We start from the raw sequence: 20,279 nt of genomic DNA, 5'->3' as shown, positions 1-20,279 counted from the left end.
AAAAGTAGAAAGGGTGCGTGTCGTGACCACCGCCCAAGCCCAGGACCTCGACGTACAGCCGACGCCCCTCGCCCTGCTGCTCCTCGGCCGTGAGGCCGACCCGAAGAGCGAGCGCGGTGTCGAGTGTCCCGGCGACCTGCCCTCCCCGTCCGACCCGGACCTGGTGGAACGCGCCCGCGCCGCCAAGGAGAAGCTCGGCGACAAGGTCTTCGTGCTCGGCCACCACTACCAGCGCGACGAGGTCATCCAGTTCGCCGACGTCACGGGCGACTCCTTCAAGCTGGCGCGGGACGCGGCGGCGCGCCCGGAGGCCGAGTACATCGTCTTCTGCGGTGTGCACTTCATGGCCGAGTCCGCGGACATCCTGACGTCCGCCGACCAGAAGGTGGTCCTGCCGGACCTGGCGGCCGGGTGCTCCATGGCCGACATGGCGACCGCCGAGCAGGTCGCCGAGTGCTGGGACGTGCTGACCGAGGCCGGCGTCGCCGAGCAGGTCGTGCCGGTGTCGTACATGAACTCCTCCGCCGACATCAAGGCGTTCACCGGCCGGCACGGCGGCACGATCTGCACCTCCTCGAACGCGCGGCGGGCCCTGGAGTGGGCCTTCCAGCAGGGCGAGAAGGTGCTGTTCCTGCCCGACCAGCACCTGGGCCGCAACACCGCGGTGCGGGACATGGGCATGTCCCTGGACGACTGCGTCGTCTACAACCCGCACAAACCGAACGGCGGGCTGACGGCGGAGGAGCTGCGCGCCGCGAAGATGATCCTGTGGCGGGGGCACTGCTCGGTGCACGGCCGCTTCAGCCTGGACTCGGTCAACGACGTGCGCGAGCGCATCCCGGACGTCAACGTCCTGGTCCACCCCGAGTGCCGGCACGAGGTCGTGGCGGCGGCGGACCACGTCGGCTCGACCGAGCACATCATCAAGACGCTGGAGGCCGCCCCGGCCGGCTCCAAGTGGGCCATCGGCACGGAGCTGAACCTCGTACGGCGGCTGGCGAACCGTTTCGCGCCCGAGGGCAAGGAGATCGTCTTCCTCGACCGCACGGTGTGCTTCTGCTCGACCATGAACCGCATCGACCTGCCCCACCTGGTCTGGGCCCTGGAGTCCCTGGCCGAGGGCAACCTGGTCAACCGCATCCAGGTGGACGAGGAGACCGAGGCGTTCGCCAAGCTGGCGCTGGAGCGGATGCTCGCCCTTCCGTAGTCCGCAGGGCCCTCGAGGGACCCCGGACGCTCCACGGCGAAGGCCCTCGCACACCGGCCGGTGTGCGAGGGCCTTCGTCCGCCGCGGAGGGAGCGGCTACACCGCCACCGGCTCCCGGGGCTCCTCCGCCCTCGCCCCCCGCTTCGCCGCGCGCTTCTTCGCGCGGCGCTCCTTGCGGAGCTCCAGCATCGCGTAGAGCGTCGGGACCAGGAGCAGGGTCAGCAGGGTGGAGGTGACCAGGCCGCCGATCACCACGACCGCCAGGGGCTGGGCGATGAAGCCGCCCTCGCCGGTGACGCCCAGGGCCATCGGGAGCAGGGCGAAGATCGTCGCCAGGGCGGTCATCAGGATCGGGCGCAGCCGGTGGCGGCCGCCCTCGATCACGGCCTCGACCACGCCGTACCCCTGCGCGCGGTACTGGTTGATCAGGTCGATCAACACGATTGCGTTCGTCACCACGATGCCGATGAGCATCAACATACCGATCATCGCGGGGACGCCCATCGGCGTCCCGGTGGCGATCAGCAGGCCGAGGGCGCCGGTCGCGGCGAAGGGGATCGACACCAGCAGGATCAGCGGCTGGGCCAGCGAGCGGAAGGTCGCGACCAGCAGCATGAAGACGATCGCGACGGCCGCGAGCATCGCCAGACCGAGGTTCTTGAATGCGTCGCTCTGGTCCTGCGTGACCCCGCCGATCTCCGCCGTGGCGCCCGCCGGGAGCTTCAGCGCCTTCAGCTCGGACTGGAGGTCCGCGCTGACCGCGCCGGTGTTGTCGCCGACGGGCTTGGCGGTGACGGTCGCCGCGCGCTGACCGTCGATGCGGGTCATCGACACCGGGCCGTCGACCAGCTCCACGGTGGCGACGTCGCCCAGCTTCACCGGGCCCAGGCGCAGGTTCTTCAACTGGGACAGCGTCCGGGCCGGCTTCGCCGAACGGACGACGACGTCGCGCTCGGTGTCGTCCAGGGTCGCCTTCGCCACCGGGGTCCCCTTGACCGCCTGGGCGACGGCGGCGCCGAGGGTCTGCTCGGTGAAGCCCGCGGCGGCCGCCTTGCCGTTGGCCCGCACCGAGACGCGGGGCACGCTCTGCGACAGGTCGCTGGTGACGTCGGTGACGTCGTCCAGGCCGGAGACCGTCTCGCGCACCTGCTCCGCCGCCCGGCGCAGCACGTCCCCGTCGGCCGCCTTGACGACGACCTTGAGGTCCTGGTCGCCGAAGCCGTCGCCGGCGGCGACCGTGGTGGTGCCGATGCCGGACAGCCGGCGCAGGCCGTGCTCGATGTCCTCGCGGACGTCGTCGGCGGACGCCGAGTCCTCCAGCATCACCTGGTACGACGCCTGGTTGCTGTCGGTGCCGCCGCCGAAGGCCGCCATGAAGCCGGACGAGCCGACCGTCACCTGGTAGTCCCTGACGCCCTTCACGCCGGCGAGCAGCTTCTCGACCCTGCGCGCCTGGGCGTCGGTGGCGGCCAGGCTGGTGCCGGGCTTCAGCTCCTGCTTGACGGTGAGGACCTTCTGGTCGCCCCGGTCGAAGAAGTTGGTCTTCAGCAGCGGGGTCATGCCGAAGGTGCCGACCAGCACCACGACCGCGATCAGCACGCTGGTGAGGCGGCGGCGGGTGGCGAAACGCAGGACGGGGACGTAGAACCGCTGCAGGCGGCTCCTCGCCTCCTTCTCCTCGGCGAGACGGCGGGCCTCCGCGGCCTCGGCGGGGGCGCCCTTGGGGGCGCGCAGGAACCAGAACGACAGCACCGGTACGACGGTCAGCGACACCAGCAGCGAGGCCAGCAGCGCGGCGGTGACGGTGATGCTGAACGGGCCGAACAGCTCGCCGACCATGCCGCCGACCAGGCCGATCGGCAGGAACACGGCGACCGTGGTGAGCGTCGAGGAGGTGACCGCCCCGGCCACCTCGCGGACCGCGTTCAGGATGGCCTCGCGGCGCTCCTCGCCGTAGCCGAGGTGCCGCTTGATGTTCTCCAGGACCACGATCGAGTCGTCGACGACCCGGCCGACGGCGATGGTCAGGGCGCCCAGGGTCAGCATGTTGAGCGACAGGTCGCGGGTCCACAGCACGATCAGGGCCAGGACCACGGAGAGCGGGATGCTCACCGCCGTGACGAGGGTGGAGCGCACCGACGCGAGGAAGACCAGGATGATCAGGACCGCGAAGAGCAGGCCGAGCGCGCCCTCGGTGGTCAGGCCGTCGATGGACTTGGCCACCGCCGGACCCTGGTCGCTGACGACGGTGATGCTCGCGCCGGATCCGAGACCCGCGCGCAGGGCGGGCAGTTTGTCCTCGACCGCGTTCGAGATCGCGACCGCGCTGCCGTCGTGGTCCATGGTGACGGCGACGGCGAGGCTGGGCCGTCCGTCGGTGCGGGTGATCGAGTCGGCCTTGGCGGGCTCCTGCTTCACCCCGGCCACGTCTCCGAGGCGCACCGGCTTCCGGGCGGCCGCGCCCTCGCCGGTGACACCGAGGTCCTCGATCTGCTTCAGCGAGGTGAGACCGCCGCCGACCTGGACGGTGCGGCCGGCACCGCCCTCGTCGAAGGAGCCCGCGGGGACGGTGGCGCCGCCCGCCTGCAGGGCCTGGCCCAGGGCGGCGGGGGTGAGGCCCGCCCGCGACAGCTTCGCGTCGTCGGGCGTGACGGTGACCTGCAGGTCCCGCACGCCGTTCACGGTGACCTGGCCGACGCCGGCGATGTTCTTCAGCTCCGGCACGACCGTCCGGTCCAGCCGGTCGGCGAGCGCCTGCTGGTCCCCGCCGGAGGCGACGGCCAGGACGACGGTCGGGATGTCGTCCGTGGAGCCCGCGACGACCTGCGGGTCCACGGCGTCCGGGAGCCGGACGCGGGCCCGGTTGACGGCCTGCTGGACGTCGGCGACGAGCTGCTTGGTGTCGTTGCCGTAGTCGAAGGAGGCCATGATCACGGCGTTGCCCTCGCTCGCCGTGGAGGTGACGCCCTTGATGCCGTCGACGGCCTTGAGGTTGTCCTCGAGGGGCTCGACGACCTGCTTCTCGACCACGTCCGGGGACGCGCCCTGGTAGGGCGCCAGCACGGACACCACGGGAAGTTCGATGCTGGGCAGCAGCTGCTGCTTGAGCTGGGGGATCGCGATCGCCCCGAAAACGAGCGCGATGATCGAGATCAACCCGATCAGGGCCCGTTGGGCGAGGCTGAACCTGGACAGCCAGGACATGGTCAGGGTCTCTCTTCGGTGAGCTGGGGCGGCGGCACGGAGGCGGGTGGGCATCCGCTCCTACACCTTCGGGCATCGACGGACGGTGATCCGTAGGCCCCTGGTCCATTTCCGCGCGCTCGCCCTACTCCGGCCGCAGTACGCCCGGGCGGAGGCCGCTCCACCCGTGGACGTACGGTCCGGCGCCCTCCCGCTCCACCCCGAGGACCGGGCTCGGCCGTCCGGTGCGCGGGCTCACTCCGCCCACGGTGCGGTCCCCGGGCTCACTCCGCCCGCGGACGCACCAGCCCCGACTCGTAGGCGATGACGACCAGTTGCGCCCGGTCGCGGGCGCCCAGCTTGGCCATGGCCCGGTTGACGTGGGTCTTGACCGTCAGCGGACTGACCTCCAGCCGCTCGGCGATCTCGTCGTTGGAGTGCCCGCCCGCGACCAGCACCAGCACCTCGCGCTCCCGCACGGTCAGCGTCTCCAGCCGGGCGGAGCGGGCCGGGTCGCGCCCGTCGTCCGCGGCGTCGCCCTGCGCGAGGAAGCGGGCGATCAGCCCCTTGGTGGCCGCCGGGGACAGCAGCGCCTCGCCGCCCGCCGCGACCCGGATGGCGGTGAGCAGTTCCTCGGGCTCGCTGCCCTTGCCGAGGAAGCCGGAGGCGCCCGCGCGCAGCGACCGCACCACGTAGTCGTCGACCTCGAAGGTGGTCAGGATGACCACGCGGACGTGCGCGAGGGCCGGGTCGGCGCTGATCAGCCGGGTGGCCGCGAGGCCGTCGGTGCCGGGCATCCGGATGTCCATCAGCACCACGTCGGCGCGCCGCTCCCCGGCCAGCCGCACCGCCTCGGCGCCCTCGGACGCCTCGCCGACCACCTCCATGTCGGGCTCGGAGTCGACGAGCACGCGGAAGGCGCTGCGCAGCAGCGCCTGGTCGTCGGCGAGCAGGACTCGGATCGTCATACGGGGTCCCCCGGGGCGCGGCTGCGGGTCGTGACCGGCAGGATCGCATGGACCCGGAAGCCCCCTCCGTAGCGGGGACCGGTGGTGAGGGTGCCGCCGAGGGCGGTGACCCGCTCCCTCATGCCGAGCAGTCCGTGGCCGCCTCCGGGCAGCGGGCCGTCGTCGTCGCCGGTGCCGTCGTCGAGGACGGTGATCTCGGCGTTGGGTCCGACGCGTACGACGCTGACCTCGGCCCGTGCCCGGGTGCCGGCGTGTTTCTGGACGTTGGTGAGCGCCTCCTGGATGACGCGGTAGGCGGCCAGGTCGACGGCGGCGGGCAGGGTGGTGCCGTGGTCGGAGCGGGCGACCTCGACCAGGAGGCCGGCGTTGCGGAAGGTGGCGACGAGGTCGTCGAGGCGGTGCAGGCCGGGGGCGGGTTCGGTGGGGGCCTCGGGGTCGCCGGACTGTCTGAGCAGCCCGACGGTGGCGCGCAGTTCGTTCAGCGCGGAGCGGCCGGCCTCCCGGACATGGGCGAGGGCCTCCTTGGCCTGGTCGGGGCGCTTGTCCATGACATGCGCGGCGACCCCGGCCTGGACGTTGACGAGGGCGATGTGGTGGGCGACGACGTCGTGCAGGTCGCGGGCGATGCGCAGGCGCTCCTCGGCGACGCGGCGGCGGGCCTCCTCCTCGCGGGTGCGTTCGGCCCGCTCGGCGCGCTCCCTGATGGCGTGCACGAAGGCCCGGCGGCTGCGCACGGCGTCGCCGCCGGCGGCGGCCATGCCGGTCCAGGCGAAGAGGGCGAGGTTCTCCTGGGCGTACCAGGGCAGGGGGCCGGCGAGCATGGCGGCGCCGGTCAGCACGGACATGGTGAGCAGGCCGAGGCGCCAGGTGGTGGGGCGGTCGGTGGCGGCGGCCACGGTGTAGAGGGCGACCACGGCGGACATGGCGACGGGGGCGCGGGGGTCGCCGGTGAGGCACTCGACGAGGGAGACGGTGCCGGTGACGGCGAGCACCGTCCGTGGAGCGCGGCGGCGGAAGACGAGCGCGGCGGCGCCGACGGTCATCAGGAGCAGGCTCAGCAGGTCCGGCCTGCGCACGCCCCAGCTGACGCCGTTCTCGCCGTTCGGGCCGGCGAAGGAGCCGACCACCATGCACACCAGCACGCCCGCGGCCAGCGCCGCGTCCAGTGCCAGGGGGTGCGCCTTCAGCCGGCATCTGGCGCGGTCGAGTGTGCTCACGGGGGTCAACGGTAAGGGCAGCCCGGCGCGCCGGGAACCGCGGCCGGAACCGCGACGGACGCGCACCGGGGGCGCGCCCGCGCCGCTCCGGGCGCACGCCGGGGCACGGGTACGGGAGGGGGCGTACGACGGGGGCGCGGTCGCGGCCGGGGAGGAGCTCCGCGGACGCCGCTCAGCCGGGGATCAGGCCGTCGTCGCTCAGGAGGTCCCGGACCTCCTCCAGGGTGGCGTCGGGGGAGGGCAGGATCAGCTCGGACGGCTCCAGGGAGTCGTCCGGCAGGGGCTCGCCCAGCTCACGGACGGTGGACAGCAGGGCCTGGAGGGTACGGCGGAAGCCGGGGCCGTCGCCCTTCTCCATCTCGGCCAGGAGTTCGTCGTCCAGTGCGTTCAGGCCGGCGAGGTGGCCCTCGGCCAGTCTCACCTGCCCCTCCCCCATGATCCGTACGATCATGTCGCCCTCCTCGGCGTGGGCCCGGCTGTCGGTGACGTGACGTGCTGCCTGGTTGCGTGCTGCCCAGCTGCGTACCGCCCGTGACGTGCTGCTGGTCGAGGACCTACTGCTTGTCGAAGCGGGGGGTGTCCTGCGGCTGCTGCTGGTTCTGCCCCTGGCCGGTGCCGCCCTCGATGGCCTGCTGGGGCGTGCCTCCGGCCAGCTCCGCCTTCATGCGCTGGAGCTCCAGCTCCACGTCCGAACCACCGGAGAGCCGGTCCAGCTCGGCCTGGATGTCGTCCTTGGCCATGCCGGACTGGTCGTCCAGGGCGCCGGAGGCCAGCAGTTCGTCGATCGCGCCGGCGCGGGCCTGAAGCTGCGCCGTCTTGTCCTCGGCGCGCTGGATCGCGAGGCCGACGTCGCCCATCTCCTCGGAGATGCCGGAGAACGCCTCACCGATCCGGGTCTGCGCCTGGGCCGCGGTGTAGGTCGCCTTGATGGTCTCCTTCTTCGTACGGAAGGCGTCCACCTTGGCCTGGAGCCGCTGGGCCGCCAGGGTGAGCTTCTCCTCCTCGCCCTGGAGCGTCGCGTGCTGGGTCTCCAGGTCCGTCACCTGCTGCTGGAGCGCGGCACGGCGGGAGAGCGCCTCGCGGGCCAGGTCCTCCCGGCCGAGCGCGAGCGCCTTGCGGCCCTGGTCCTCCAGCTTGGAGGACTGCTGCTGCAGCTGGTTCAGCTGGAGTTCGAGACGCTTGCGGGAGGTCGCCACGTCCGCGACGCCGCGGCGCACCTTCTGCAGCAGCTCGAGCTGCTTCTGGTACGAGTAGTCGAGGGTCTCGCGCGGGTCCTCGGCCCGGTCAAGGGCCTTGTTCGCCTTCGCGCGGAAGATCATCCCCATACGCTTCATGACACCGCTCATGGGCTTCGCGCGCCCCCTTCTGACGGACTCCGGCTCACAGATCCTGCGACAGAACCCACAGTACGGGCCCTGCCTCCATTACCGCACTGTCCGGGGACGGATGCGGTCATCCCCGAGGACGACTGCGTACGCTCCCTCTCCGGCTCGGGGAGTAGGTGATCCCCGGGTGCCGGCGGCGGGACGTGTGCGCGACGTCCGCTCTGTCCCCCTAAGGACGCCCGGTGTTGCCGGATCGTTCCCCGCCGGACTGGGGCCCATGCGGGGGAAGCCCGTACCCTTGGGTTTTGTGTTCCGTAGCCGTGCCAAGGAAGAGAAGACCCCGGCCGCCGCCAAGGCCCCGGTGAACTTCTCCAAGCAGCCCCGTGACCCGCAGGCCCCGAAGGGCCGGCCCACGCCCAAGCGGAGTGAGGCCCAGGCCCAGCGCCGCAGCGTGGCCCAGACGCCGACGAATCGCAAGGACGCCGCCAAGCGGCAACGCGAGGAGCGCCGTGCCGCGATGGAACGGCAGCGCCAGGCGCTGGCCGGCGGCGACGAGCGGTACCTCCCGGCCCGGGACAAGGGGCCGGTGCGCAGGTTCGCGCGCGACTTCGTCGACTCGCGCTTCAACATCGCGGAGTTCTTCCTCCCCATGGCCGTGGTCATCCTGGTGCTGAGCATGGTGCGGGTGGCCTCTCTGCAGAACATCGCGCTGCTGCTGTGGCTCGTGGTGATCATCCTGATCGTGCTGGACTCGATCCTCAGCGCCGTCCGGCTGAGGAAGCGGCTCGCCGAGCGCTTCCCGGACCAGAACAAGCGGGGCGCGGTCGCCTACGCCCTGATGCGCTCGCTGCAGATGCGCCGGCTCCGGCTGCCGAAGCCGCAGGTCAAGCGCGGGGAACGGCCCTGAGCGCGACCGCTTTCACCGGGGGAGCCGCCGACGCGTGGCTGAACAAGCTGGGCGGACTGCGCGACATGGTGCGGCAGGAGCTGGTGGCCCGGCAGCTCGACGAGCAGGTGGCCGGGCGGTTCCCGGTCGGGCGGCGGCTGCGGGTGCTCGACGTGGGCATGGGCCAGGGCACGCAGGCGCTGCGGCTGGCGCGCGCCGGGCACCAGGTGACGGGGCTCGAACGGGACCGGACGATGATCTCCGTCGCCCGGGAGGCGCTGGCCGCCGAGCCGGAGGGCATCCGGGCGCGGATGCGGATCGTCGAGGGCGACGGCCAGGACACCGGGGTGCACTTCCTGCCCGGCAGCTTCGACGTCGTGCTGTGCCACGGCGTACTGATGTACGTCGAGGAGCCGGACCCGCTGCTGGCGGGACTGGCGCGGATGCTCGCGCCGGGCGGGCTGCTGTCGCTGCTGGTCCGCAACGGGGACGCGCTGGCGCTGCGTCCCGGGCTGTCCGGTGACTGGGCGGCGGCGCTGGGCGCGTTCGACACGACCGCGTACCGCAACCGGCTGGGGCTCGACGTGCGCGCGGACCGGCTGGCCGACCTGACGGCGACGCTCGCCGGGATCGGGGCGCCGCTGCACGCCTGGTACGGGGTGCGGGTCTTCACGGACACGGCGGCGGACGGCACCGAGCCCCCGGCCGACCCGACGGCGCTGCTGGCGGCCGAGGAACGCGCGGGGCGGACCGACCCGTACCGCGGGGTCGCGGCCCTGCTGCACCTGTGCGGCGTCCGCGGCTGAGCACGTGCCGTGCCGGCCGGACCTCACGCGCGGTGGGACGGCACCTCACGGCGGTGAGAAGGAGGCGGTCCGCGGTGGCCGCCCCCTTCTCCCAGCGGGACGTCTAGGCCCCGGACGTCGAGGACTCGTCCGCGTGCAGGCTCATCGGCCCGTAGATCTCCGTGGCGTCCTCGAAGAGCCGCACCTGGTCGGCGCCGCCTTCGCGCAGTTCCTTCCAGTTCTCCCCGATCCAGGACTCGGCGTCGCCCTGCGTGGTGAACTCCTCGGGCTGCACCGCCGGCTGGACCTCCGTCCCGTCGGCCGCCTCGAACCGCCACGTCCATGCCACCATGTACGCCTCCCTGTGTGAGCACACTGCACAGCGGAAGCCGGATCTTGGTCCGGCTCCTTCCCGCACCCTATGCGCTGCGCGGCCCGCCCCGTCAGGAGGCCACGGCCGATCCACCCGGCCGGGACCCGCCACGCGGGACTCGAGCGGGCGGGAGGCGGGGGCAGCCTGGAAAATCGGGTGCGTGGACGTGACTCTCCTTGGCACCGGTGCCCCCGCGGGACTCCCCCGCCCCGACTGTCCCTGTGCGACCTGCGCGACGGCGCTCGGCGCCGACGCGCGGGCCGCGACGGCGTTGCTCGTGGACGGGGCGCTGCTGCTCGACCTGACACCGGGGGCGGCGTTCGCGGCCGCCCGGGCCGGGCACTCGCTGGCGGGCGTGGGGCAGGTGCTGCTGACGCACCCGCACGACGGGCCCGCGGTCGAGGTGCCGGCCGGGCTGCCGCAGCCCGGCCGGGTGCCGGACGGGCGGGAGTTGGCGCTGCTGACGGGGCATCGGGTGCGCGCGGTGGCGCTGGACGCGCCCGGCACCGGCTACTCCGTGACCGGGCCGGACGGGCAGCGGCTGCTGTACCTGCCGCCGGGCGGCGCCCCGGCCGGGCTGGAGGAGGGGTCGGCGGAGGCCTACGACATGGTCCTCGCGGACGTCGTGGGCCGCCCGGACGCCCTGGCCAGGCTGCGCGCGGTCGGGGCGGTGGGCCCGACCACCGACGTCCTCGCCGTGCACCTCGACCACGACGTGCCGCCCGGCCCGGAACTGCGGCGGCGGCTCGCCGCGGCGGGGGCGCGGGCGGTGCCGGACGGCAGCACGCTGGTGGTCGGCGTGTACGAGGACGTGCCCGACGTGCCCCGGCGCACGCTGGTGCTGGGCGGGGCCCGGTCGGGCAAGTCGGTGGAGGCCGAGCGGCGGCTGGAGTCCTTCCCCCGGGTGCTGTACGTGGCGACCGGCGGGTCCCGGGGCGGCGACACCGAGTGGGCGGCGCGGGTCGCCACGCACCGGGACCGGCGGCCGGCGTCGTGGCGCACCGTCGAGACCTGCGACCTGGTGCCGCTGCTGGAGCAGGACGGGCCGCCGCTGCTCGTCGACTGCCTCTCCCTGTGGCTGACGGACGCGATGGACTCGGTGGGCGCCTGGGACGACGCGGAGTGGGCGGACGGCGGGGAACGGGCGCTGCGGGAGCGGGTGGCCGCGCTGACGGCGGCGGTCCGGGCGACACGGCGGACCGTGGTCGCCGTCTCCAACGAGGTGGGCTCGGGCATCGTGCCGGCCACGTCGTCGGGGCGGCGCTACCGCGACGAACTCGGCCGTCTGAACGCCGCGTTCGCCGGCGAGTGCGAGCACGTCCTGCTGGTGGTCGCGGGCCAGGCGCTCCCGCTGCGCGGCTGAAGGCGGTCGGGCAGGGAGGTTCCGGGACCCGGAGGCTCCGGGCTCCGGGACCGGGCGGCTCCGGGACCGGGACACGGGAGGCGGCTGGCACATGCGGGGCGGGACACGGGCAGCGGGACACGGGCAGCGGCACGCAGGAGGCGGCCCCGCCGCTTCAGGCCGTGTCCCGGCGGGCGACGACCCGGTAGGCGTTGGAGAAGGGGGTGCGGCGCAGCAGCGGGGCCAGGGCGTGGTCCACGGCCGCCGCCGCGGCCACGAGCGGACCGGCCGCTCCGGTCAGGACCGCCCGCAGCAGGCACCGCGGACCGCCGGCCGGTTCGGGGTGCCAGGGAGCGTCCGGCGCGGGCAGCGCATGGGTGACGGCCAGGGCGAGGGCCGCCGCCAGATCGTACGGGGTGTGGGGGCCGCGGCGGTCGACGACGAGGACCGTGCAGCCGCGCGCCTCCAGCTCCGCGCACAGGTTGCTCGGCGGCAGCAGATGCAGATGGCGCGGCTGGCCGTGGGACAGCCACCACCTGCCCAGCAGCAGGGCGAACACGCTGCGCGGGTCGGGGAGTTCGATCAGCAGGTGCCCGCCCGGGCGCAGGACGGCGAGGGCCGCGTCCAGCTCCGCGCGCGGGTCCGGGACGTGCGCGAGGTGCTGGAAGACGCTCACCACGTCGTAGCGGGCGCGCAGCCGGGCCACGAGGTGCGGGTCCGCCAGGTGGCCGACGTGGGCCTCCTCGATCCACCCGGCGTCACGGGCCCGCACCACCCGGAGGGTGGGGTCCAGGCCGTCGAAGGACGTGTAGGGGAAGACCTCGCGCGCCGCCCGCGGGAAGTGGGCGTGGCCCGTGCCGACGTCCAGCCAGCTCTCCGGCTCCCCCACGTTCCGCATCAGGTGCGCGACCGTGCGGTGCCGCCGGTCGCCCCGCGCGGCGGCGAGGACGCGTTCGGCCGGTCCCCGCGCGTCGTCCTCGCCGAAGTCCCGGTGGTAGAAGGCCAGTCCCGCCCCGGTGAGCCGGGGGTTCTGGAAGACGTGCCCGCAGTCCCGGCACTGGTCGAGCACGAACGTGCCCGGCTTGTGCTGCATCAGGTCGGGCGCGCGCAGCCGGGTGCGCAGCCGCCCGGAGCCGCACCAGGGGCAGTCCTCGCGGCGCGGCTCGTGGAACCGGCCGGTGCCCTCGGCGAGTTCGGCGGCGTACGCGATGCGGCGCGGGTCGTAGTCCCGCGGGGCGTACGGCAGGGGCGGCATGGGCGGCTCCCGGTGGGGCGCGAGGGGCGTACCGCAGGGACGTACGACATTCCGCTGCAAAAGGAACGTATGGGATCGGGATCTTGGGTGCAATCACGCGGTGGGGGTGTGCTGCCGATGTGGCGCCGTCCTGTTCGACCGCGGCCGGTACTGTTCGGCGAATGAGCTCGCTTAACCTCGACGACTTCACCGATCTGATCGAGCGTCCCGACGGCGGTGTGCGCCGTGACGCGGAGGACCGCCGGGAGCGTCGGGTCGTGCCGCCCGGCGCCCTGGGCCGACTCGACGACCTGGGTGAGTGGCTGGCCGCGGCGCAGGGCGCGGTGCCGGTGCGACCGGTCGAACAGCCGCGGGTGGTGCTGTTCGCCGGCGACCACGGAGTCGCCGGACTCGGCGTGTCGGCGCGGCCGGCGGGCAGTGCCGTGCACCTGGTGCGCGCGGTCCTGGAGGGCGGCCGGCCGGTGTCCGTGCTGGCGCGGCGGCTCGGCGTCCCGGTGCGGGTGGTGGACATGGCGCTGGACTGCGACCCCGGGGCGCTGCCCGGGGACGTCGTACGGCACCGGGTGCGGCGCGGCAGCGGGCGCATCGACGTCGAGGACGCACTCACCCCACAGGAGGCGGAGGCGGCGTTCCGGGCGGGGGTGGCGGTGGCCGACGAGGAGGCCGACTCCGGTACGGACCTGGTGGTCCTGGGCGATGTGAGCGTGGGCGGGACCACGCCCGCGGCCGTGCTGGTCGCCGCGCTATGCGGGACGGACGCCTCGGTGGTGACCGGGCGGGGCGGCGAGGCGATCGACGACCTGGCGTGGATGCGCAAGTGCGCGGCGATCCGGGACGCGCTGCGCCGGGCGCGGCCGGTCCTCGGGGACCAGCTGCAGCTGCTGGCGGCGGTGGGCGGGGCCGACCTCGCGGCGATGACCGGGTTCCTGCTCCAGTGCGCGGTGCGCAAGCTGCCGGTGATCCTGGACGGGGTGGTGTCGGCCGCGTGCGCGCTGGTGGGCCAGCGGGTGGCGTTCCGGGCGCCGGACTGGTGGCTCGCGGGGCACGGCAGCGGGGAGCCGGGTCAGGCGAAGGCCCTGGACCGGATGGCGCTGGAGCCGCTGCTGGAACAGGGGCTCACCGTCGGCGAGGGGGCGGGAGCGCTGCTGGCGCTGCCCCTGGTGCAGAGCGCCGCCGCGCTGGCCGCCGAGCTTCCCGAGCGGGCCGGGGAGGCCACGGAGCCGGAGAAGGGCGAGGCCGGCGAGGCGGACGGGGCGGCGGAGTAGGCGGACGGCAGACGGCGGACGGCGGACGGCGGACGGAAAAGAGCCGTTCGCCGGGGCGGCACCCATATGATCGCCTCTTATGGGAGATGCCCGAATTGCCGTACGTGAGGAGCGGGCTCCGGCCGGCGCGACCGAGAGCGGCCGGCCGGGCCGCCCGCACGCGCGGCGGGCCGCCGCGTTCGCCGTCTGGTACCTGCGGGGCGTCGCGTTCGTCAACTTCCTCAGCGCGGTGTGGGTCTCCCTGGGCCAGGACGTGCGCCGGCACAACCAGGAGAACCTGTTCACGCCGTACCTGCTCACCGCGGGCTTCGCCTCCGGCGTGTTCGCCACGTTCCTCGCCATCACCATGCGCCGCCGCAAGCGGGCGTCCTGGATCCTGAACCTCGGGCTCAGCGGCCCGTTCCTGGCCCTGTTCGGCTTCGCCATGACCTTCCCGGAGATCCGCCGCAGCGCGCAGAACTGGATCTCCCTCGCCCTCACCGCCGCCTTCGTCGCCGCGCTGCTCGCCGGGCGGCGGGAGTTCTACGCCAAGGGCGACCGGTCCAACCCGAGGCTCGCCGCCGTCGTCGCGGTGGGCGGTCTGCTGGTGTCCTCGCTGCTCGCCGCGCTGCTGGTGACGGCCACCAACCAGGCGCCGGACGCGGCCCGTTCGACGTTCGCCGAGCGCTGGCACTACGGCACGCTGCGGCTGGTCTCGGTCGCCGCCTCCGAGTCCCACTTCCCCGGCGTCGACACACCCAACTGGGCGAACGTCGCCGTCAACGTGCTCTCCACAGCCCTGGTCCTCGCCGTCCTCTACGCCGCCTTCCGCTCCCGGCGCGCCGTCGACCCGCTCAGCGAGGACGACGAGAAGCGGCTGCGGGAACTGCTGGCGCGGCACGGTGAGCGGGACTCGCTCGGCTACTTCGCGCTGCGCCGGGAGAAGAGCGTGCTGTGGTCCCCGACCGGCAAGGCCGCCGTCGCCTACCGCGTGGTCGGCGGGGTGTCCCTGGCCTCGGGGGACCCGCTCGGCGACCCCGAGGCCTGGCCCGGCGCCATCGGGCCGTGGCTCGCCGAGGCGCGGGCGCACGGGTGGATCCCGGCCGTGATGGGGGCGAGCGAGGAGGCGGGGACCGTGTACGCGCGGCACGGCCTCGACGCCCTCGAACTGGGCGACGAGGCCGTGGTGGACGTCGCCGAGTTCACCCTGGAGGGCCGGGCCATGCGGACCGTGCGGCAGGCCTACAACCGGGTACGGCGGGCCGGGTACACCGTGCGCGTCCGGCGGCACGAGGAGATCCCGGCCGGCGAGATGGCGTACCTCGTCGGGCGGGCGGACGACTGGCGGGACGGCGCCACCGAGCGCGGGTTCAGCATGGCGCTGGGCCGGCTCGGCGATCCCGAGGACGGGCGGTGCGTGATGCTCGAGTGCCGCGACGCCGAGGGCGAACTGCGGGCCCTGCTCTCCTTCGTGCCGTGGGGGCCGCACGGGCTGTCCCTGGACCTGATGCGCCGCGACCGCCACTGCGAGAACGGGCTGATGGAGTTCATGGTGCTGGAACTCCTGCGCCGCGCCCGGGAGATGGAGATCACGCAGGTTTCGCTCAACTTCGCCATGTTCCGTTCGGTCTTCGAACGTGGCGCCCGGCTGGGCGCCGGGCCGGTGCTGCGGCTGTGGCGCTCACTGCTCAGTTTCTTCTCCCGCTGGTGGCAGATCGAGTCGCTGTACCGCGCCAACGCCAAGTACCGGCCCATCTGGGAACCGCGGTTCCTGCTCTTCGAGAAGAGCGGGGACCTGCTGCGCATCGGCCTCGCGTCGGCGCGCGCGGAGGGGTTCCTGACGGCCGGGCCGGGCACGCCCGGCCTGCCGAAGTGGCTGCACCGCGAGCACCTGGAGACGCACCGATGAGAGCCCTCGCCCGCTGGGTCCGCGCCGAATGGGGTCCGCTGTACGTCGCCGTACGCGGGCCGCTGCGGGAGCGGCGCCTGCGGGCGATACCCCTGACGTTGGGCGCGGTGTGCCTGACCTGGGTGCTCCATTTCGCGCAGAACCGGCCGTGGGGCCACGACGTCGTCCAGCACCTCGGGGCGGTCCGGGCCGCGGACCCGCTGGGGGTCGCCCTGCTGCGCACCCCGCTGTCGCTGTTCGTGCCGGCCCTGGACCTGCCGTGCTGGGGCGCGCTGGCGCAGCTCCTGTGCGTGTTCGGCATGGCCGAGATCTGCCTGGGCCGGTGGCGGACGCTCGGCCTCGCCTACACCGCCACCCTCGCCGGCACCCTGTACGCGCGCGTCGGCATCGCCCTGGGGCCGCTCCGTCCGCTGGGGCTGCCGGCCACGGACGCGCGGGTGGTGGACGCCGGCCCGTCGGCGGCCGTGGTCGGGCTCGCGGTCTACCTCGGCTGGCGCTACGGGGCGTACGTCACCGCCGGCGCGGTGGTCGCGGCGATGGCGATCGAGGTGGCGGTGCGCGAGAACCTGGCCGGCAAGGAGCACCTCGCGGCGATCGCCGGAGTGGCGGCGCTGTGCGCGCTCTCGGCGGTGCGGCACCGGGTCCGCGGGGCCTGGCCGGCGCCGCGCCGGTCACGAGTGACCCGGGAGGCGGGTGATCTCCTCGTCGGGCTTGCCGCCGATCCAGTCCTGGAACCGGCGCCGGGGCCCGGCCCAGCGCCGGTCGTGGTGGTAGGCGCGCAGACTGGAGCGGGCCCGGGCGCGCGGGCGGCGGCGGTAGAAGTGCCGGGCCCAGGGCGAGCCGGGCCGGGCCAGCCGGACCGCGCCGACCAGCGCGATCGCGGGGACGACGATCCCGAGGACGGCCAGTCGGGCCTTGCCCTTGTAGAGGGCGACCAGCGAGAACAGGAAGTTGCCGACGACGGTCGCGATCACCGTGCCGCGGTTCTGCACCTCGTCCTGGGACAGGTCGTTGACGCCGAACGGCGCGAAGCCCGCGAGGACCAGCCCGACCAGGGCCGCGGTGAGGACCACCACCTCCACGCTCTGCCGGCCGGCCTCGGTCCAGTAGACGTCGTCCAGGTGCAGGATGAGTGCGAACTCGTCCAGGACCAGCCCCGCGCCCGTCCCGAAGACCACCGCGAAGACGGCGGCGCCGACGCCCTGGCGGCCGCTGGCCACCGCGCCGAAGCCGCCGACGACGGTGAGGACGACGCCGGGGACGACGTGGTGGATGTGCAGACCGCCGGCCCGGACGTTGCCGAAGGGCCCCTTCCCGGCCCGGATGAGGCGGGTGACGGTCCGCGTCACCGCGAAGGAGAGGACGAAGGCGGTGAGGGCGAGGAGCAGGGGCAGCTTGCCGGGCTCGACGATGTTCCGCTCCAGCCAGTGCCCCATGGGGGCAGTCTGCCGCCTCCCCCGGTGGACCGCCCGCCCACCGGGGTCCGGCCGGCCCTGCCGTAGTCTGCCCGCGTGACCGAGCTCCCGCCGACCCCGCCGCTGCCCGGGCTCCGGTTCGCCTTCGGCACCCTCACCGTGCTGCCGGTCCGGGTGGCCCGCTGGGACCGCGAGGCCGCGCGCGCCGGGATGCTCTGCGCGCCGCTCGCCGGGATCGTGGTCGGCGCGGCCGCCGCCGCGCTCGGCCTGCTGCTGCTCCTCCTCGGCGCGGGCCCGCTGCTCGCCGCCGTCGCCACCGCCGCCGTGCCCGCCGTGCTCACCCGCGGGCTGCACCTCGACGGGCTCGCCGACACCGCCGACGGGCTCGGCAGCGGCAAACCCGCCGAGGACGCGCTGCGCATCATGAAGCAGTCCGACATCGGACCGTTCGGGGTGATCACCCTGGTCCTCACCCTGCTCGCCCAGGTCGCCGCGCTCACCCAGGCCTACGGCGTCTCGTGGGCCCGGGGCGCGCTCGCCGCCGTCGTCGCGGCGACCGCCGCCCGGCTCGCGCTGACCCTGGCCGCGCGCGCCGGGGTGCCGGCCGCCCGCCCGGAGGGGCTCGGGGCCGCGGTCGCCGGGGTGGTGCCGCGGGGCGGGGCGCTGCTCGCCGCGCTGCTCGTCGCCGGCGCGGCCGCCGCCGGGGGCGCGCTGTCCGGGGTGTACGACGGGGTCCGGGCCGCGGGCGCGGTGGTCGTCGCCGTGGCCTCGGCCGAGCTGCTGCTGCGCCACTGCACGCGCCGCTTCGGGGGCGTGACCGGGGACGTCTTCGGCGGCCTCGCCGAGACCGCGGCCACCGCCGCCCTCGTGCTGCTGTCCCTGGGCTGACCCCGGGCCGGTGCGGACCCCGTCGCCGGTCCTCCGGCCGGCCGGCGCGCGGCCGCCGGATGCGGCCCGCGTGCAGCCGGCGGGCCGCCCGAGCCCGGGCTCGGCGGAAAGGGGGGTCGCGAGATCGGGTGTTTCCCCGGGCGGCTCCAGGACGGGGCGGGATACTCGTGGCGCTCACGAACCATCACCGATTCGCCTGCGGCGAGGGGCAGTTGGCCCCGGGGCCCGAACGGGCCGGACCGCCCGCCGGAGCCCCGGCGGCCGGACCGGCCCGCACAGGCACGGACCGGAAGATGTCCACCGCGCCACCAGCGGGTGAACACCCGCAGGAACGATCTGACGCGTACCGCGCGTAGGCTCGTGCCGGTTGTTTACCCGACCAGGTAAAGACCGCACAGCAGGAGGGATCTAGGGTCGGACGTCGGGCCCGGTCGACCCACCCGCATTCGGCCACACCACCTTTACAGGGAAGCGAGATTTCACCACCGTGACTGCTCTCACTCTCAGCACCGCCGCGGCGCCTGGCCTGCGGGCCGACGCGATCGTGATCGGTGTCGCCAAGGGCACCAAGGGCCCGGTCGTCGCACCGGGCGCCGAGGCCGTGGACACGGCGTACGACGGCGGCCTCGCCGGCGTCCTGGAGACCCTCGGCGCCTCCGGTGCCGAGGGCGAGGTGACGAAGGTTCCCGCGCCGTCCGGGTTCAAGGCCCCGCTCGTGGTGGCGGTCGGCCTCGGCGCCCAGCCGGAGAAGGACGCCGAGTACGGCGCCGAGGCGCTGCGCCGGGCCGCCGGCGCGGCCGCCCGCGCCCTGTCCGGCACGAAGAAGGCCGCCTTCGCCCTGCCGCTCACGGACGCCGCGGACGCCGGCGTGATCGCCGAGGGCGCGCTGCTCGGCGCGTACTCCTTCGACACGTACAAGGAGAACGGCAAGGACGCCAGGAACGGCAAGGCGCCGCTGGCCGAGGCCGTCCTGCTCGGCGGCAGGCCGCGGGACAAGGCGTACAAGGCGGCCGTCGAGCGCGCCGTCGCCGTCGCCGAGGAGCTGAACCGGGCCCGCGACCTCGTCAACACCCCGCCCAACGACCTCAACCCGGCGTCGTTCGCCGCGATCGCCCAGGGCGCGGCCAAGGACCACGGCCTGAAGGTCCAGGTGCTCGACGAGAAGGCGCTCGCCAAGGGCGGCTACGGCGGCATCCTCGGGGTCGGCTCCGGCTCGGCGGCGGGTCCGCGGCTGGTGAAGCTGTCGTACACCCACTCCAAGGCGAAGAAGCACCTGGCCCTCGTCGGCAAGGGCATCACCTACGACTCGGGCGGCATCTCGCTGAAGCCGGCCGGCCACAACGAGACGATGAAGTGCGACATGAGCGGTGCGGCCGCCGTGTTCGCCGCCGTCGTCGCGGCCGCCCGTCTCGGCCTGGAGGTCAACGTCACCGGGTGGCTGGCGCTGGCCGAGAACATGCCCTCCGGCTCCGCCACCCGCCCGGGTGACGTGCTGCGCATGTACAGCGGCAAGACGGTGGAGGTGCTGAACACCGACGCCGAGGGCCGGCTCGTCCTCGCGGACGCGCTGTGGGCCGCCTCCCAGGAGAAGCCGGACGCGATCGTCGACGTGGCGACGCTGACCGGCGCGATGGTGCTGGCGCTCGGCAACCGCACCTTCGGGATCATGGCGAACGACGAGGCGTTCCGCTCCGCGATCCACGAGGCGGCCGAGGAGGTCGGCGAGGAGGCCTGGCCGATGCCGCTGCCGGAGCACCTGCGCAAGGGCATGGACTCCCCCACCGCCGACATCGCCAACATGGGCGAGCGCATGGGCGGCGGCCTGGTCGCCGGCCTGTTCCTGCGCGAGTTCATCGGCGAGGGCATCACCTGGGCCCACCTCGACATCGCGGGCCCGGCCTTCAACGAGCAGGGCCCCTTCGGGTACACGCCGAAGGGCGGCACGGGCAGCGGGGTGCGGACGCTGGTGCGGCTGGCGGAGCTGACCGCCGCGGGCGACCTCGGCTGAGGTTCGCCGCACGGTCACGTCCGGCCCGTCGGGGAGCGGCCGCCGGGGGCGCGGGAGCTGGTCACGCAGTTCCCGCGCCCCCGCGGGCCGGACCGGCCGCCGCCCGCCGGGAGGGTGGGACGCATCACACTCCGGCCCGGCGTCTCGTTCACTCCCGACAAGTGCGAAGATGGGGCACGGCAGGACAGGGCCCCCACCACAGGGCCGAAGAAGAGCGGCCGGACACCAGCCGCCGACCGGTCAGTGCTGACCGGCGTGGCGCACATGCATGGAG

General features: G+C 74.3%; 16 protein-coding genes and 1 pseudogene. 9 read left to right on the top strand and 8 right to left on the bottom strand.

The genetic code is table 11. The features are described from left to right. Nucleotides 1-22: 22 nt before the first annotated feature. Nucleotides 23-1,207, top strand: coding sequence for a quinolinate synthase NadA (gene nadA, locus ACIPM1_RS02030; RefSeq protein ID WP_402427629.1), 1,185 nt, complete (start codon nt 23-25; stop codon nt 1,205-1,207). 96 nt (nt 1,208-1,303) lie between these two features. On the opposite strand, the gene ACIPM1_RS02025 is transcribed toward nadA, so the two are convergent. From ACIPM1_RS02025 to ACIPM1_RS02005, 5 genes are all read right to left on the bottom strand, one after another. After that, nucleotides 1,304-4,411, bottom strand: a complete 3,108-nt coding sequence (locus tag ACIPM1_RS02025; protein WP_402427626.1) for an efflux RND transporter permease subunit — start codon at nt 4,409-4,411, stop codon at nt 1,304-1,306. Between the two features lie 263 nt (nt 4,412-4,674). After that, nucleotides 4,675-5,358: a response regulator gene (locus ACIPM1_RS02020; protein ID WP_402427623.1), complete on the bottom strand. Its 684-nt coding sequence runs from the start codon at nt 5,356-5,358 to the stop codon at nt 4,675-4,677. Then, the gene (locus tag ACIPM1_RS02015) at nt 5,355-6,575 is read right to left on the bottom strand and encodes a sensor histidine kinase (protein WP_402427620.1); all 1,221 of its coding nucleotides are present in this window, start codon (nt 6,573-6,575) and stop codon (nt 5,355-5,357) included. Before ACIPM1_RS02015 ends, ACIPM1_RS02020 begins: the two co-directional genes overlap by 4 nt. A 172-nt stretch (nt 6,576-6,747) precedes the next feature. Continuing rightward, entirely contained in the window at nt 6,748-7,026 is a 279-nt protein-coding gene (locus ACIPM1_RS02010; protein ID WP_356193275.1) for a hypothetical protein, read from the bottom strand. A 103-nt stretch (nt 7,027-7,129) separates the two neighbouring features. Continuing rightward, on the bottom strand, nt 7,130-7,921 hold the full coding sequence (locus tag ACIPM1_RS02005) for a PspA/IM30 family protein (protein ID WP_356193273.1): 792 nt from the start codon (nt 7,919-7,921) through the stop codon (nt 7,130-7,132). Between the two features lie 286 nt (nt 7,922-8,207). On the opposite strand from ACIPM1_RS02005, the gene ACIPM1_RS02000 reads away from it, so the two are divergent. Both ACIPM1_RS02000 and ACIPM1_RS01995 read left to right on the top strand, forming a co-directional pair. Continuing rightward, nucleotides 8,208-8,807, top strand: a complete 600-nt coding sequence (locus ACIPM1_RS02000) for a DUF3043 domain-containing protein (protein WP_402427617.1) — start codon at nt 8,208-8,210, stop codon at nt 8,805-8,807. An 83-nt stretch (nt 8,808-8,890) separates the two neighbouring features. Continuing rightward, nucleotides 8,891-9,592 (top strand): methyltransferase domain-containing protein, encoded by a 702-nt coding sequence (locus ACIPM1_RS01995; protein WP_356193299.1) that lies wholly within the window; start codon nt 8,891-8,893, stop codon nt 9,590-9,592. A gap of 103 nt (nt 9,593-9,695) precedes the next feature. On the opposite strand, the gene ACIPM1_RS01990 is transcribed toward ACIPM1_RS01995, so the two are convergent. After that, a complete protein-coding gene (locus ACIPM1_RS01990) occupies nt 9,696-9,923 on the bottom strand; it encodes a hypothetical protein (RefSeq protein WP_356193269.1) in 228 nt (75 codons plus the stop codon). 181 nt (nt 9,924-10,104) lie between these two features. Between ACIPM1_RS01990 and ACIPM1_RS01985 the strand changes: the two genes are divergently transcribed. Next, nucleotides 10,105-11,307 carry a bifunctional adenosylcobinamide kinase/adenosylcobinamide-phosphate guanylyltransferase gene (locus ACIPM1_RS01985; RefSeq protein ID WP_356193266.1) on the top strand — a complete coding sequence of 401 codons (1,203 nt, stop codon included), beginning with the start codon at nt 10,105-10,107 and terminating at the stop codon, nt 11,305-11,307. A gap of 154 nt (nt 11,308-11,461) precedes the next feature. Here ACIPM1_RS01985 and ACIPM1_RS01980 read toward each other — a convergent pair whose 3' ends face one another. Continuing rightward, nucleotides 11,462-12,541 carry a class I SAM-dependent methyltransferase gene (locus ACIPM1_RS01980; protein WP_402427613.1) on the bottom strand — a complete coding sequence of 360 codons (1,080 nt, stop codon included), beginning with the start codon at nt 12,539-12,541 and terminating at the stop codon, nt 11,462-11,464. 161 nt (nt 12,542-12,702) lie between these two features. Between ACIPM1_RS01980 and cobT the strand changes: the two genes are divergently transcribed. The 3 genes and pseudogenes from cobT to ACIPM1_RS01965 form a co-directional block, all read left to right on the top strand. Then, a complete protein-coding gene (cobT, locus tag ACIPM1_RS01975; protein WP_402427610.1) occupies nt 12,703-13,806 on the top strand; it encodes a nicotinate-nucleotide--dimethylbenzimidazole phosphoribosyltransferase in 1,104 nt (367 codons plus the stop codon). Between the two features lie 79 nt (nt 13,807-13,885). Then, nucleotides 13,886-15,694, top strand: coding sequence for a phosphatidylglycerol lysyltransferase domain-containing protein (locus tag ACIPM1_RS01970; RefSeq protein ID WP_402427607.1), 1,809 nt, complete (start codon nt 13,886-13,888; stop codon nt 15,692-15,694). Further along, a pseudogene (locus ACIPM1_RS01965) lies at nt 15,691-16,335 on the top strand (hypothetical protein); the annotation flags it as partial. The gene ACIPM1_RS01970 and the pseudogene ACIPM1_RS01965, both read left to right, overlap by 4 nt. Nucleotides 16,336-16,365: 30 nt before the next feature. On the opposite strand, the gene ACIPM1_RS01960 reads toward ACIPM1_RS01965, so the two are convergent. Beyond that, nucleotides 16,366-17,130 carry a hypothetical protein gene (locus tag ACIPM1_RS01960; RefSeq protein WP_402427604.1) on the bottom strand — a complete coding sequence of 255 codons (765 nt, stop codon included), beginning with the start codon at nt 17,128-17,130 and terminating at the stop codon, nt 16,366-16,368. 75 nt (nt 17,131-17,205) lie between these two features. Here ACIPM1_RS01960 and ACIPM1_RS01955 point away from each other — a divergent pair, with 75 nt between their 5' ends. Both ACIPM1_RS01955 and ACIPM1_RS01950 read left to right on the top strand, forming a co-directional pair. After that, entirely contained in the window at nt 17,206-17,997 is a 792-nt protein-coding gene (locus ACIPM1_RS01955; protein ID WP_402427602.1) for an adenosylcobinamide-GDP ribazoletransferase, read from the top strand. Between the two features lie 487 nt (nt 17,998-18,484). Beyond that, nucleotides 18,485-20,005 (top strand): leucyl aminopeptidase, encoded by a 1,521-nt coding sequence (locus tag ACIPM1_RS01950; RefSeq protein ID WP_402427599.1) that lies wholly within the window; start codon nt 18,485-18,487, stop codon nt 20,003-20,005. Nucleotides 20,006-20,279 lie beyond the last annotated feature (274 nt).

The organism is Streptomyces sp. NPDC086766 (assembly GCF_044746005.1).
Classification (GTDB): Bacteria; Actinomycetota; Actinomycetes; order Streptomycetales; family Streptomycetaceae; genus Streptomyces.
The sequence above is the reverse complement of the archived record's forward strand: the minus strand, read 5'-3'. Positions and strand labels throughout refer to the sequence as shown.